Origin of the sequence: Mesorhizobium abyssinicae (assembly GCF_049887195.1) — a bacterium.
Taxonomy (GTDB): Bacteria; Pseudomonadota; Alphaproteobacteria; order Rhizobiales; family Rhizobiaceae; genus Mesorhizobium; species Mesorhizobium abyssinicae.
The window spans coordinates 575,615-588,826 of record NZ_JARAKC010000001.1 but is presented as its reverse complement, the minus strand read 5'-3'; the positions used below and the strand labels follow the sequence as shown (position 1 = coordinate 588,826).

Annotated in this window: 14 protein-coding genes; 5 read left to right on the top strand and 9 right to left on the bottom strand. The window is 65.8% G+C overall.

The features are described from left to right. Nucleotides 1–72: 72 nt before the first annotated feature. Together PU724_RS02700 and PU724_RS02695 are read right to left on the bottom strand one after the other, a co-directional pair. Nucleotides 73–972, bottom strand: a complete 900-nt coding sequence (locus PU724_RS02700; protein ID WP_127285387.1) for a LysR family transcriptional regulator — start codon at nucleotides 970–972, stop codon at nucleotides 73–75. Nucleotides 973–975: 3 nt separating this feature from the next. Then, the gene (locus PU724_RS02695; RefSeq protein WP_354419536.1) at nucleotides 976–2,175 is read right to left on the bottom strand and encodes an amidase; all 1,200 of its coding nucleotides are present in this window, start codon (nucleotides 2,173–2,175) and stop codon (nucleotides 976–978) included. Nucleotides 2,176–2,715: 540 nt separating this feature from the next. Here PU724_RS02695 and odc2 point away from each other — a divergent pair. Beyond that, entirely contained in the window at nucleotides 2,716–3,849 is a 1,134-nt protein-coding gene (gene odc2 / locus PU724_RS02690; RefSeq protein WP_354419534.1) for an ornithine/lysine decarboxylase, read from the top strand. A 98-nt stretch (nucleotides 3,850–3,947) separates the two neighbouring features. After that, on the top strand, nucleotides 3,948–4,655 hold the full coding sequence (locus tag PU724_RS02685; protein WP_354419532.1) for a GNAT family N-acetyltransferase: 708 nt from the start codon (nucleotides 3,948–3,950) through the stop codon (nucleotides 4,653–4,655). A 51-nt stretch (nucleotides 4,656–4,706) separates the two neighbouring features. Here PU724_RS02685 and PU724_RS02680 read toward each other — a convergent pair whose 3' ends face one another. The 4 genes from PU724_RS02680 to PU724_RS02665 form a co-directional block, all read right to left on the bottom strand. Next, on the bottom strand, nucleotides 4,707–4,991 hold the full coding sequence (locus tag PU724_RS02680) for an SCP2 sterol-binding domain-containing protein (RefSeq protein ID WP_127310776.1): 285 nt from the start codon (nucleotides 4,989–4,991) through the stop codon (nucleotides 4,707–4,709). A 174-nt stretch (nucleotides 4,992–5,165) separates the two neighbouring features. Beyond that, nucleotides 5,166–5,690: a hypothetical protein gene (locus tag PU724_RS02675; RefSeq protein ID WP_127286090.1), complete on the bottom strand. Its 525-nt coding sequence runs from the start codon at nucleotides 5,688–5,690 to the stop codon at nucleotides 5,166–5,168. A gap of 34 nt (nucleotides 5,691–5,724) precedes the next feature. Next, nucleotides 5,725–6,141, bottom strand: a complete 417-nt coding sequence (locus tag PU724_RS02670; RefSeq protein ID WP_127392410.1) for a hypothetical protein — start codon at nucleotides 6,139–6,141, stop codon at nucleotides 5,725–5,727. 7 nt (nucleotides 6,142–6,148) lie between these two features. Further along, nucleotides 6,149–6,703 carry a rod-binding protein gene (locus PU724_RS02665; protein ID WP_354419530.1) on the bottom strand — a complete coding sequence of 185 codons (555 nt, stop codon included), beginning with the start codon at nucleotides 6,701–6,703 and terminating at the stop codon, nucleotides 6,149–6,151. A gap of 272 nt (nucleotides 6,704–6,975) precedes the next feature. Between PU724_RS02665 and PU724_RS02660 the strand changes: the two genes are divergently transcribed. After that, complete coding sequence (locus tag PU724_RS02660) at nucleotides 6,976–7,569, top strand: transglutaminase-like cysteine peptidase (RefSeq protein ID WP_426213022.1); 594 nt, start codon at nucleotides 6,976–6,978, stop codon at nucleotides 7,567–7,569. Nucleotides 7,570–7,611: 42 nt separating this feature from the next. Here PU724_RS02660 and PU724_RS02655 read toward each other — a convergent pair whose 3' ends face one another. From PU724_RS02655 to flhA, 3 genes are read right to left on the bottom strand one after another with little or no spacing between them, the layout of a single operon-like run. Further along, on the bottom strand, nucleotides 7,612–7,995 hold the full coding sequence (locus tag PU724_RS02655) for a hypothetical protein (RefSeq protein ID WP_320319538.1): 384 nt from the start codon (nucleotides 7,993–7,995) through the stop codon (nucleotides 7,612–7,614). A gap of 4 nt (nucleotides 7,996–7,999) precedes the next feature. After that, nucleotides 8,000–8,752, bottom strand: a complete 753-nt coding sequence (fliR, locus tag PU724_RS02650; RefSeq protein ID WP_354419528.1) for a flagellar biosynthetic protein FliR — start codon at nucleotides 8,750–8,752, stop codon at nucleotides 8,000–8,002. Further along, nucleotides 8,749–10,836 carry a flagellar biosynthesis protein FlhA gene (gene flhA / locus PU724_RS02645; protein ID WP_354419527.1) on the bottom strand — a complete coding sequence of 696 codons (2,088 nt, stop codon included), beginning with the start codon at nucleotides 10,834–10,836 and terminating at the stop codon, nucleotides 8,749–8,751. Before flhA ends, fliR begins: the two co-directional genes overlap by 4 nt. Nucleotides 10,837–10,976: 140 nt before the next feature. Here flhA and PU724_RS02640 point away from each other — a divergent pair, with 140 nt between their 5' ends. Together PU724_RS02640 and PU724_RS02635 are read left to right on the top strand one after the other, a co-directional pair. After that, the gene (locus PU724_RS02640; protein ID WP_354419526.1) at nucleotides 10,977–11,276 is read left to right on the top strand and encodes a putative quinol monooxygenase; all 300 of its coding nucleotides are present in this window, start codon (nucleotides 10,977–10,979) and stop codon (nucleotides 11,274–11,276) included. A 146-nt stretch (nucleotides 11,277–11,422) separates the two neighbouring features. Beyond that, on the top strand, nucleotides 11,423–13,204 hold the full coding sequence (locus PU724_RS02635; RefSeq protein ID WP_354419524.1) for a chloride channel protein: 1,782 nt from the start codon (nucleotides 11,423–11,425) through the stop codon (nucleotides 13,202–13,204). The last annotated feature ends 8 nt before the right edge of the window (nucleotides 13,205–13,212 follow it).

The window sequence follows — 13,212 nt, the reverse complement described above, 5'->3', positions numbered from 1 at the left end:
CGTGGATTTGGATGGTTGCCCGAGAGTTACCAGAAAGGGGGCGAAATTGGGACCGCGCCGGCTGCCGGCGTGTCAGGCGCTTTCGCGTGTCTTGAACCACTGCACCAGGAAATCGACGAAGACGCGCACCTTGGCCGGCAGATAGCGCCGGTGCGGATAGACGGCGAAGATGCCGCTGCCGGAGAGCAGGCGGTCGTCCAATGCCGTCACCAGCCGGCCGCTCTCGATCTCGGGGATGGCAATGAAATCGGGCAGCATGGTGAAGCCTAGGCCGGCAACGGCTGCGGCCCGCGCGGTCATCGGGCTGTTGACCTCGATCGGGCCGGAGACCGACACGCTCATGGTCTCGCCGGCGTCGCCCTTGAACGGCCAGTTGGTCAGCCAGCGGCCATTGGTGTCGATGATGCAGGGGATGCGGGCGAGGTCCTGCGGACGCATCGGCATGCCGTGCTTGGCGATCAGGTCCGGCGATGCGCACAGCCTGACCGAAAAAGGCGCCAGGCGCCTTGCGATCAGCGAGGAGTTCTCCAGCCTGGAGATGCGCACGGCGAGGTCGAAGCCCTCCTCGACCAGGTCGACGAAACGGTCATCGAGATGGATGTCGAGCACGATGTCGGGATGCTCCTTGGCGAAGTCGATCAGCGACTGGCCGATCGGCGCGTCGGCGAAGGTGCGCGCCGCCGAAAGCTTGATGCGGCCGCGCACGTCGCCGGAGGATTCGCGCACCGCATCGGCGAGGCTGTCGACCTCGCGCACGATCTCGGAGGCGCGCCTGTAGTAGGTATGGCCGGCCTCGGTCATCGAGAACTGCCTGGTGGTGCGGTTCAGGAGCAGGGCGCCGAGCTCGTCCTCCAGCTCGCGCACATATTTCGACAGCAGCGCCTTGGAGCGGCCGATCTTGCGCGCGGCGGCCGAAAAGCCTTCGGCCTCGACGACGTCGATGAAGGCGCGCATGCGGGTCAGCGTGTCCATGGCTCAGGCCTTTCGTGCGGCGTCGAGGAGTTTGCGGCCGAGCCGTATCAGGGCGACATCGCTTCCGGAAGGGCCGAGCAGCGACAGGCCGAACGGGGCGCCGTCGACCGATCCGAGCGGCAGCGTGATCTGCGGGAAGCCGGACAGGCCGGAGAGGCACAATAGATGCAGTGCCCTTTCGCGGTAGGTCTGCAGCTGTTCCGGCGCGCTGTTGACGAGCGGCGCAGCGCCCGGAACCGTGGGCAGGACGAGAAAGCCATGGCTGCCGAGCAGGGCGGCGAGCTCGGCGCGGAAGGCCAGCCGGCGGGTCGTCTCGGTTTCGACCGTCCTGGCATCGACGGCACGGCCAAAAGCAAAACGCTCGTCGACGCCCGGCCCGAGACCGCGCTCGCCGCTGCTGATCCAGTCGCCATGCTCCTGCCATGCCTCGAAGGCCTGCAGGCGGCGAAAGCACCAATAGAGCTCGTCGGGGAAGGAGGTGAAACTGTACTCCACCTGCGCCGGCTCGCCGATGACGGAAGCGACGAGCGCCTTCATCTTGGCATATTCGGCGGCTTCGGCCGAGCCCGACACCAAGGCGTCCAGCCAGCCGATCGACAGCGGCCGGTTGAGCGCATGCTGATGCGGGTCGCGGCCGAGCAGCAGCTTGCCGACCGCCTCATAGGTTTCGATGTCGTCGGCGAACCAGCCGAAGGTGTCGAAGCTCGGGGCGAGCTTCATGGCGCCGTCGAGCGAGATGCGGCCATGCGTGGCGCGCAGCCCGATCAGGCCGCAAAAACTCGCCGGCGCGCGGATCGAGCCGCCGGTGTCGGAGCCGGTGGCGATGTCGGCGAGCTTGCCCGCCACCGCCGCCGCCGATCCCGATGATGAGCCGCCGGTGACGCGCTCGGGCGCGGCCGGGTTCACCGGAAACGGAAAATGCGCGTTCTGGCCCATCAGCGAGAATGCGAGTTCGTCGGTCTGGGTCTTGCCGACGAATCGCGCGCCGGCATCGAGAATCATCTGCACCGCGGGAGCGGTCCGCGACGCCGCGTGAGCCGCTGCGAACTTGCCTGGATTGCCGCAGCCGGTGCGATAGCCGGCGACGTCGTAGATGTCCTTCACCGCCAGCCTGAGACCAGCCAGCGGGCCCAATTGCGCATGCGCGACAGGCATTTGGCGAAGGTTCAGGAAGGCGTTGAGCGGTCCGTGCGTGCCTGTCATCGTTCGATATCCGGATACGGTAATCCGTAGATTGTTCGATGCCGGAAATTTTACAACCGCAGCTTACGATTTTTATTGATTGTGAAATCCTACGCTCTTATATCGCGCTTGCCCAAAGTCGCACGTGCCTGTGGGTGTCCGCCGATCCTCGAATGGTGAGGGCAATCGGTAAGGTAACTGGAGCCAACCACTCCAGTCGGTCAGTGGCCAACCACAAGATCGAGGACACCTTGAAGCAACGACGGTGCGGGCCTTTCTGGTTCTCTTCCGGTTGTCCAAAGACCGGGGTTACTAAAGAGGCACACCTTCATTGCCGGCAGTGCGGACGGGTCTCCCATCCAAGCCAAGGCAGACAAAGCGAACCGAGGCCGGGCAAGGCCAAGGTTCACCGCCGCGAGACGGCATTTCATGGTTCCGGGGTCTCCACCGGCTGGTTCCATGGATATTCCGTCCCGCCTTTGTCCACCGCGTGTTCGCGAGGCCGACAGCCCGCGTCCCGCAGCCTTATTGCGCGCCGAAAGGCGTTATGGAGAGACCCCGATGGCCACCCAGCGCATCCTTGACTTCCTTGCCACCCGACGTCCGAACGGCCCATGCCTCGTCGTCGACCTCGATGTCGTGCGCGACAATTTCCGCGCCTTCGAGAAGGCGCTGCCCGATTCCAAGATCTACTATGCGGTGAAGGCAAACCCGGCGCCGGAGATCCTGCGCCTGCTTGCTGCGATGGGCTCGTCCTTCGACACCGCATCGGTTGCCGAAGTCGAGATGGCGATGGACGCGGGTGCGCCCGCGGACCGCATTTCCTTCGGCAACACCATCAAGAAGGAGCGTGACATCGCGCGCGCCTTCCAGCTCGGCATCCGCCTGTTCGCGGTCGACTGCGTCGAGGAGGTCGAGAAGATCGCTCGCGTCGCTCCCGGCGCGCGCGTGTTCTGCCGCGTGCTGACCGACGGCGAGGGCGCCGAGTGGCCGCTGTCGCGCAAGTTCGGCTGCGTGCCGGCGATGGCGGTCGACGTGCTGCGCCATGCCAAGGCGCTCGGCCTCGACGCCTACGGCGTGTCGTTCCATGTCGGCTCGCAGCAGACCGATCTCACGGCCTGGGACCGGGCGCTCGGCGATGCCAAGAAGGTGTTCGCGACGCTCGCCGACGAGGGCATCGTGCTCAAGATGGTCAACATGGGCGGCGGTTTCCCGACCCGCTACCTGAAGGACGTGCCGGTGGCGCAGGCCTACGGCCAGGCGATCTTCTCGGCGCTGCGCAAGCATTTCGGCAACGCGCTGCCCGAGACGATCATCGAGCCGGGCCGCGGCATGGTCGGCAATGCCGGCGTCATCAAGTCGGAAGTCGTGCTGATCTCGAAGAAGGCCGACAATGACAATGTGCGCTGGGTGTTCCTCGACATCGGCAAGTTCGGCGGTCTCGCCGAGACCATGGACGAGGCGATCCGCTACCCGATCGTCACCGCGCATGACGGCAGCGAGACCGCGCCTTGCGTGCTCGCCGGCCCGACCTGCGATTCGGCCGACGTGATGTACGAGAAGACGCCCTATCCGCTGCCCCTGTCGCTGACCATCGGCGACGAGGTGCTGATCGAAGGCACCGGCGCCTACACGACGACCTACTCCTCGGTCGCCTTCAACGGCTTCGAGCCGCTCCGATCCTACGTGATCTGACCGGTTCGCAAGGACCGTTCAGATCATCCCAGGTGGGCGCCTGTCGCCCACCCGGGCTCGCTTGTGGAACAGATCTCCGCTCGTGAAGGATCGCGGACATGGACTACCTGATCAAATCGGCCATTGCGGCCACCGACATTGCCCCCTCATCCGGCCCTTCGGATCAGCTCTTCTTCGCGGGGGAGAGGAGCCCGACGGCAGCGCTTGCGCCCTCCCTTGCCCAATGGGCACAGGCTGGCTCGCGCGGCGAGCCGGGTGAGGGGGCCTCACAGGCTCCGGCATTCGCCATCGTGGCCGAAAGCGCCGGCGATATCGAAGCGCGCGAGGACCTGCTCGACCGTGCCATGGGGCCTGGGCGGCGCAGGAAGTCGTCGGAGAAGTTGCGGCGCGGCCGCCGGCCGTCGGAAGGCCTGGCCTTCGTCGCGCGCGATGCCTCGGGCGCGGTGCTCGCCACCGTGCGGCTCTGGGATGTGAGCTTGGGCGAGGGCGGTGCGGCGGCACTGCTGCTTGGCCCGCTGGCCGTCGATCCCGCGCTCAAGGGCGCCGGCATCGGTTCGGCGTTGATGCGCCGTGCTGTCGCCGAGGCGGCGCGCCTCGGCCATGGCGCGATCCTGCTCGTCGGCGACGCGCCTTACTATGGGCGCTTCGGCTTCTCTGCGGCGAAGACCGGCGCGCTCGCCATGCCCGGCCCCTATGAGCGGCACCGGCTGTTGGCGCTGGAGCTGGTGGAAGGCGTGCTCGACGGCGCGCGCGGCACGCTGAAGGCTGCCGGGCGCAGGCTCAAGTCGCTGCCACTGGTGGCCTGAGACAGAAACGCCGCCCAGCGGGGCGGCGTTTTGCTTGGTTTTTCGAGAAGGTCAGCCGAGCAGCTGGCTGAGCGCCATGGCGACCGTCATGTCGCCCTCGATCTTTATCTTGCCGGACATGAAGGCCATGGTCGGGTTGAGGTCGCCGGCGATCAGCGAATCCAGATCGTCGAGCGAAAGCTTGACGGTGCAGTCGGTCGGCGCGTCGGTGGTCGAAACGCTGGCGCCGTCGATGACGATGACGCCGTCGCTGCCGGTATCGAACTTCACCGAATGCTCGAAGCCTGCGCTTGCCACGCGCGACTTGATCCTGTCGGCAATCTCCTGAACGCTCACGGCGGTTCTCCTCATCTCGTTGGTTTGATGCGCGGCGGCGCTTTGCCCGGCGCATGTCGCGATCACGGTCGCTGACGCATATAGCTTCGCATTGACGTTTACGTCAACGTGGTGGCGATGCGTCATCTCGCATCACCTCGGCAGACCGGCAGGCCGGCGTGCCTCGGCGAGCGATCAATGCTCCGCCTGGAAAGGCTTGGTCATTGCTTGCGCGGTCTCGCCGGCATTCTTGCGGCGGCGCAGCGCGTTGTCGCGGATCTCGTCCTTGGACAGGAAGTTGACCTGGTCGACCAGGACGTCGTGCACCAGCTCGACCCCGACGCGGGCGTTGATGGTATCGTGGATCGCCTTGCGGAAAGTATCGAGATCGATCGTGTCTTTCTTGGTGAAATCGATCTGCGGGTTGGAATAGAGATAGGAATAGACCTGGTCGGTGATCAGCGCCTGCGCCGGGATCGACAGTTTCTTTATCTGCTCGGGCTCGACCGTGTAGACGAGCTTGGTGAGAAAATAGCCGTCGATCCTACCGTCGCGGATCAGCGGCACCGAGATGATGTCGGTCTTGACGTAGTCGAGGCCCCCCAGCATCGGCTTTGGCGTCTCGCCGACACCGGCCTTGCCGGCCGCCTGGAACGAATAGAACACGGCGCCGAGCGTCGCTGCGCAGATCCAGATCGCGGCGGCGATGAACTTGATCACCGGTCGTTTCCTCGCATGGGCCTCGCGGCCGAGGTCATGCCCGGGCCCAGCCGAATTCGCGGGCCGAATAAGTGCCGTCGGCCTCGGCGCGCTGGATGGCGTTCTTCAAGAGATTGGCGACCTCGTTGACGGCGTTGAGATGGGCAAGGATCGCCGCCTCGTTCTTGGCCAGCTTCTGGCGCAGCCGCGCCAGCCCCTCGCGATGCTGCTCCAGGAATTCGATCTCGTTGGCGCCCTTCATGGCGCGGGTCAGCTCATAGAGGTAGCGGCTCTTGCGGGCGTTGGAGGCCTTGAGGTCGTAACCTGTGCTGGCGCGGATGCCCGCCGTCTCCTCGTCGACCGCTTCCTCGATGCGGCCGATGATGGCGGCGAGGTTTCCAGGTCGTGCGAACTGGACGGGCGCTTCCGAGGTCCGCGCCGGCAGGTTGGAGAGTTCGGATTGGTCGGCCATGAGGATCCTAAATTTTCGTCTCGGTTTCTATGGTCGTGTCGTCGCCGGTCATCAACCGCGCGGCCTGGCGCTGCAGCTCCTGCACCATCGAGGTCGACAGCCGGGTCTGCTGGTCGATCTCGGTCTTTTCCGGCCCGCCCGAAACCGGGCCGACAGGCACGGTGCGCTTGCCGTCCATGTAGTGGTCGGCAAGCAGCGACCTGGCGATGCCGATGCCGCCGCGCGCGGCCATCGCATTGGCCATCTGCTCGGCCATCTGCGATTTCCACATGTCGCCGGCGAGGCCTTTGCCGTAAACGCCCTCGGTGTCCTTGGGCATCATGTTCTGGATGAAGGTCTGCAGCACCATCGCCTCGAAGCGCTGGAACTTCTTCTCCGGGTTGGCCGCCTCGGCCTTGTCCGCCGTGGCGCGGGAAAGCATGGTGCCGGTCGTCGCGACGGAAAACGCGTCGGAGGCGCCGCCGGTGCGTTTCGCCAGTGCGGCCCGCGCGGCCTCGACATCCGTTGGCTCGGCGGCGCGGGCAACGTCCAGAACGATGTCGCTTGGTGGAGAGATTGCCAAAAAAGTCCGCCTCTTGCCGATTTTCGTGGCACGGACAATGGCGCAACAAGCTTGCGGCAGGCTTGCGGAGAGCGAGGCGACGCGATCGGCGCCGGACCGATACGCGGTCGGCGAGAATCCCTCTGCCGGCCAATGCCGCGACACGGCTTCAAGTCTTATTTTTCGAAGTATTAATACGTTAACGGCGCTGCCTCGCTAACGGCCAAATTGGGCAGTTTAGAAACCGCTCATTAACCCGCTCCCCTCATCCTCAAGTCCACGCACTGGAGACGTTGATCGTGAAACGCGATGTCGCGCTGATCGCATTCTTGCTGTCGCTTGCCTGCCCGTTCGCCTCGCAGGCCGGGACGATCATGGAAACCAGCGGCAAGGCGTTCGCGCCGCCTGCCTTCTTTTCGTTCTGCAGCCGCCAACCCAGCCTGTGCAGCACCGCCGGGGGAAGGAAGGTCGTTGCCCTGCAGCCGGGACTGAGCTCCGAATTGAAGCAGGTGAACCGCTCGGTCAATTCGCGCATAACAGAGCTCAGCGATCAGGCCACCGTCGGCAAGGAAGACGACTGGCGCGTGCCGACCGTCTCCGGCGATTGCGAGGACATCGCAATCCTGAAAAAGCTCGAACTGATGAAGCGCGGCTGGCCCGCGTCGGCGCTGCTGCTGACCGTGGCAAGCTATCACGGCGAAGGGCATACGGTGCTGACGGTGCGCACCAGCGAGGGCGACCTGGTGCTCGACAATCTCACCAACTCCGTCCGCGACTGGTCCAGCACCCCCTACAGCTATTTCGCCCGGCAGGCGCAGGGCAATGGCAAGCGCTGGGAACGGATCGGGGCAGCCAGGCCGGTCAAGGCGACCGCGACGGGCGGCTGACGCTTCTCAGGGCCCCGTCCAGAGCCAAGGCGGAAGCCACCGCTATTCCTGTTCCCGCTTCTGGGCGATCAGATCAAGCCGCTCGCGGTCGGAGCGTTCGCGCTCGTCGCGGCGGCGCACGTCCTTGTACGCGCGCTCGACCATGTTGGTGCGCGCAGTCGCGGTGGCGATGAGGCCCGCTTCCTGCCTGGCGCTTTCCAGGCTGGCCTCCTGGCGGACCAAGGCGTTGGCGATGCGGCGATGGTAGAGGTCGGGGAACAGGCCGGCCAGCGACTGGTCGGCGTCGAAATGCTCGACTAGTTCCCTTGCCTCGGCCTCGGCGGCTCCCGCCGCCGCCACGAATGTCGCATGGCGCGTCTCGTGCAGAGCCTTCAGCTGCTCCTGCACCTTGACCAGTTTCCGCAATCGTTCCTTGCGCGTGGTCATCGCTTCACCGGGCGAGCGTCAGGTCGACAAAGCCGTCGACGAACAGCGACAGCAAGGTGCCGATGGCGAAATAGAAGATGATCAGCCCGCCGGCGATGACGAAGGGCAGCGAGATGAAATAGACCGGGATCTGCGGCGTCAGCTTGTTGACGAAGCCGATGGTCAGGTTGACCAGGATCGCATAGGCGACGAAGGGGCTGCCGAGGCGGATGACCAGGAAGAAGGCGTCTGACACCGTGTCGGTGACATCGACCAGCGCTGCCTGCGGGTTGAAGAAAACATTGACCGGCGCGACCGTATAGGAGGCGACCAGGGCGCGCACGATCTCGTGGTCGAAATCGAAGACGAAGAGCAGCAGCAGCGCCGAGAACGAGATGATGGCGGCAAGCGCCGCCTGCGGTTCCGGCTCCTCGATCGCCGGCCCGCCAGAGCCGCCGTAGCCGATCAGCATGGCGATGGCCGAGCCGATGAAACGCAGCGCCTCCATGTAGAGCCTTGTCATGGCGCCGATCAGCCCGCCGACCAAAAGCTCGGAGACGATCATCGGCGCCAGGATCTGCGGACGCGGATCGACATAGGGGTAGATGCGGTCCCAGAGGAAGGCGAGCAGGCCGCCGGTGGCGGCGACCGACACGAACAGCCGAACCTGGATCGGCACGCGGGCGCTCGACAGGCCCGGCATCAGCATGAAGCAGGCGCCGATGCGGCAGAAGGCGAGGAAGGCGGCGATGACGACGCCTTGCGAGAGCGCGCTCACGAGATCGTCCCGAGCACCTTGATCTCGACGCCTTTGGCGATCTCGACATGGGAGAGAACGGGGAGCGTCGTGAACAGGCGCTCGATGATCATGCGCACATAGGGCCGCGCGTCGGGCGCGGTGACGAGGACAAAGCGCTCGCCGGCTTCGAGATGCTTGCGGATCGCCTTGGTCGCATCCTGGCCGAATTCCTCGAGCTGGCGCGGGTCGATGTCGAACTCGCGCACCTCGCCCTTGGCGTCGCGCTTGAGGCTCTGGTGGAAGGCTAGGTCCCAGCGGTTGCCGAGGCGCAGCACCTTGAGCATGCCGCCCTCGGAAAGATCGCCGCAGATCTGCTGCGCCATGCGGATGCGGACGTGCTCGACGATCTGCTCGGTGCGCCGCACATGCGGCGCGATCTCGGCGATGGCCTCGATGATCAGATGCAGGTTGCGGATCGAGACGCGCTCGGCGAGCAGAAGCTTCAACACTGCCTGCAGGCCGGGATAGGAGATGTGCGAGGTGCAGATCTCGTCGGCGAGCTTGCGGTACTCCGGGTCCTGTCTTTCGAGCAGCGCCTTCATGTCCTTGTAGGAGAGCAACTGCGGCAGGTTGTTGCGGATCACCTCGGAGAGGTGGGTGAGCAGCACCGACATGTTGTCGGCATAGGTGTAGCTCTCGCGCTTGAGGTCCTCGGCGAAGGTCTCCAGCACCGAGAAGGCGCGCATGCCGAAAGCCGGCTCGCGGATCTCCTCGCCGGGCAGGTCCGGCACGTCGCGGGTGCCGAGCAGCACCATGATCTCGCCGACGCGCATCTGGTACTCGGCGACGACCGTGCCGTGGACCTTGATCTGGTAGCTCTTCGGCGGGATGGCGAAGTCGTCGGCGACGCGCACTTCCGGCACGACGAAGCCGTATTGCTGGGCGAATTTCTTGCGCATCTTGGCCATGCGGAAGACCAGCTCCTGATGCGACACCAGCAGGCGCGTCGACAGCTGCTTGCCGATCAAGAGCTCGATCTCGGCGGTGGCAAGGGAGGCCTTGACCGAGTTCTTCTCCTCCTCGGCCTTTTTCGCCTTCTCCTCGTCCTTCTGCGCCGCGGCGGCAGCCATGGCGCGGTTGTGGCGCAACGGGATGACGTAGCCGAGACCAGCCATGCCGCCGGCAAGGGCAAAGAACGGGAACAGCGGCAGGCCGGGCATGAGGCCGAGGATGACCAGCAGGAAGGCGGCGACATAGAGCGCGCGCGGGTGAGCGCCAAGCTGGCCGAACACGGCCTGGTTGGCTGAGCCGCGGGTGCCGCCCTTGGAGACCAGCATGCCGGCGGCGAGCGAGACGATCAGCGCCGGGATCTGGGTGACGAGACCATCGCCGACCGACAGCTTGATGAACACGTCGGCGGCTTCGCCCATGCCCATGCCGTGGCGGATGTAGCCGATGGCGATGCCGCCGACGATGTTGATGGCGGTGATGATGAGGCCGGCGATGGCATCGCCGCGCACGAATTTCGAGGCGCCGTCCATCGAGCCGAAGAAGGAGGATTCCTCTTCCAGCTCGCGGCGGCGCAACTGTGCCGTCTTCTCGTCGATCATGCCGGCGGAGAGGTCGGCGTCGATCGACATCTGCTTGCCGGGAATGGCATCGAGGGTGAAGCGGGCGCCGACCTCGGCGATACGGGTGGCGCCCTTGGTGATGACGATGAAATTCACCACGATCAGGATCAGGAAGACGATCAGGCCGATGACGAAGTCACTCGACATCACCAGCTTCGAGAAGCCCGAAATGACATAGCCGGCCGCGTGCGTGCCCTCATTGCCGTGCGACAGGATCATGCGCGTGGTGGCGATGTTGAGCGACAGCCGGAGCATGGTGGCGATCAGCAGCACGGTCGGGAAGGAGGAGAAGTCGAGCGGCCGCTGGATCCACAGCGCCACCATCAGGATCAGCACCGACAGCGCGATAGAGAAGGCGAGGCCGATGTCGATGAGGAAGGCCGGGATCGGCAGGAACAGCACGGCCAGGATGATGACGATGCCCAGCGCGAAGAAGACGTCGCGGCCGTTCTTGGCCGCCAGGCCCGCCGGGATTGTTTCGCTGATCGCCATATCGTCCTCAAGTCTCCAGCCCGCCGAACGCGCGGCAGCCTTTCGAGCCTAACCGGCCAAGCTTGCGCGAAGGTGGGAGACTGGCTACTGCCGATGGCGCGGCATCCTCAGCCGCGCGCAACCTTCAGAAGGGGACCGGCATGCTCGTGATCATCGGCACCATCCGCTTGCCGGCGCACAGGCTGGACGAGGCAAGGCCGGCCATGCAGACGATGGTTTCGGCGAGCCGCGCCGAGCCGGGCTGCCTCGAATATTCCTACGCGCAGGATGTCCTCGACGCCAGGCTGATCCGCGTCACGGAGGTGTGGAGCGACAGGGCCGCGCTCGAGGCGCATTTCCGCTCGCCGCACATCGCCGACTGGCGCGCGATCTGGGCGGTCCTCGGCATCGGCGACCGCAAGCTCGTGCTCTACGAAGCCGGCGACGCCAGGCCGACCTGACAGAGCAGCCTGCATCGATATCGTCGCGATTGCCGCAGCGCCAAAATGGCGCCACATGCAGTCGCCATTGCAATTGCCACGCAATGCCGCCGGGCGTATCAGGCCGGCAGCTCTCCATTCCCTTCGGATATCGGCCAACCGCTCCGATGACTGCCACAAACCACAGCCAAGTCTATGCCCGCCGGCTGCGCGCGGTGCTGATCCGATCGATCCCGCTGCTCGAGGCGCGCGGCATCGTCATCGTCGTGCTTGCGGGTGTCGTCGGGGTGATGTCGGGCGCGCTTGTCACCGGCATGAGCGAGCTGGTGCAAGGCATGCACTGGCTGCTTTACGGCGTGCAGCCGGGCGGCCGGCTGTCGGCGATGTTTTCGCTGGCAAGCCCGGTGCAGGCGATGATCCCGGCGATCGGCGGCATCCTGCTTGGGCTGAGCGTGATCTGGCTCAGGAAGCGCAAGTTCCGCACTCCGGTCGATCCGATCGAGGCCAACGCGCTCTATGGCGGGCGTATGTCGCTCACCGACACGTTCATCATCGTCGGGCAGACGGTGCTGTCCAGCGGCTTCGGCGCCTCGGTCGGGCTGGAGGCCGGCTACACGCAGGTCGGCTCTGGTCTGGCGTCGCGGCTGGCGCGCGCCTTCAGGCTGCGCCGCAACGACGTGCGCATCCTCGTCGGCTGCGGCGCCGCCGGTGCCATCGCCGCCGCCTTCGACGCGCCGCTGACCGGCGCTTTCTACGGCTTCGAGCTGATCATCGGCATCTATTCGGTCGCCAATGTCGCGCCGGTGATGACGGCGGCCATCTGCGCCTCGCTGACGGCGGAAGTGTTTGGCGTCGTGCCGTTTCCGCTGGAACTGTCCGGCCTGCCCGCGCTGACCGCCAGCCAGTACATTCCGTTCCTGCTGCTCGGCCTGCTCGGCGGTGCGGCCTCGATCGCCATCATGCACTTGGTCAGCCTGATCGAGCACGGCTTCGCCCGGCTGTCGATCGATGCGTCGCTGCGGCCCTTCATTGGCGGCATCCTTGTCGGGCTGCTCGGGCTGGTGACGCCGCAGGTGCTGTCCAGCGGCCATGGCGCGCTGCATCGCGAGTTCGCGATGAACTATGGGCTTGGCGTCGTCGCCAGCGTCTTCGTGCTGAAGCTGGCGGCCTCGGCGATCTCGCTCGGCTCGGGGTTTCGCGGCGGCCTGTTCTTCGCCTCGCTGTTCCTCGGCGCGCTGCTCGGCAAGGTCTTCGCCGGCGTGATGGCATTCGCCTCGCCGGCGACCGGCATCGATCCGGCGGTCGCCGCCGTCGTCGGCATGACCTCGCTCGCCGTCGGCGTCGTCGGCGCGCCGCTGACGATGACCTTCCTGGCGCTGGAATCGACGCGCGACCTGACGCTCACCGGCGTCGTGCTGGCGGCCTCGCTCATGGCGGCGATGCTGGTGCGCGAGACATTCGGCTATTCGTTCTCGACCTGGCGTTTCCACCTGCGCGGCGAGACCATCCGCAGCGCCCACGACGTCGGCTGGATGCGCAGCCTCACGGCCGGCTCGATGATGCGCAAGGATGTCCGCACCATCGATGCTGCGACGACGCTCGGCGCCTTCCGCAAGGCGGTGCCGCTGGGCTCTGCGCAGCGCGTCATCGCGGTGGATGACGGCCAGCACTATGTCGGCGTGCTGATTGTGGCGGAACTGCACAGCGAGGTTTCGGATGGCGAGACGCCGGTGCGCGCACTCGCCCGGTTCAAGGACGCCGTGCTGGTGCCTTCCATGAACGTCCAGACGGCGGCCGAAACCTTCCAGCGCGCCGGTGCCGAGGAACTGGCCGTGGTCGAGGATTTCGCCGATCGCGTCGTGCTTGGCCTTTTGACCGAAAGCCATCTGATGCGGCGCTATGCCGAGGAACTCGACAAAGCGCGACGGGACCTCTCCGGCGAAGGCTAGCGGCTTTC

Excerpts from the sequence above, each read along its gene's own strand:
- PU724_RS02700 (WP_127285387.1), bottom strand. The coding sequence starts at position 972 with ATGGACACGCTGACCCGCATGCGCGCCTTCATCGACGTCGTCGAGGCC.
- PU724_RS02695 (WP_354419536.1), bottom strand. The coding sequence starts at position 2,175 with ATGACAGGCACGCACGGACCGCTCAACGCCTTCCTGAACCTTCGCCAA.
- odc2 (WP_354419534.1), top strand. The coding sequence starts at position 2,716 with ATGGCCACCCAGCGCATCCTTGACTTCCTTGCCACCCGACGTCCGAAC.
- PU724_RS02685 (WP_354419532.1), top strand. The coding sequence starts at position 3,948 with ATGGACTACCTGATCAAATCGGCCATTGCGGCCACCGACATTGCCCCC.
- PU724_RS02670 (WP_127392410.1), bottom strand. The coding sequence starts at position 6,141 with ATGGCCGACCAATCCGAACTCTCCAACCTGCCGGCGCGGACCTCGGAA.
- PU724_RS02655 (WP_320319538.1), bottom strand. The coding sequence starts at position 7,995 with ATGACCACGCGCAAGGAACGATTGCGGAAACTGGTCAAGGTGCAGGAG.
- flhA (WP_354419527.1), bottom strand. The coding sequence starts at position 10,836 with ATGGCGATCAGCGAAACAATCCCGGCGGGCCTGGCGGCCAAGAACGGC.
- PU724_RS02640 (WP_354419526.1), top strand. The coding sequence starts at position 10,977 with ATGCTCGTGATCATCGGCACCATCCGCTTGCCGGCGCACAGGCTGGAC.
- PU724_RS02635 (WP_354419524.1), top strand. The coding sequence starts at position 11,423 with ATGACTGCCACAAACCACAGCCAAGTCTATGCCCGCCGGCTGCGCGCG.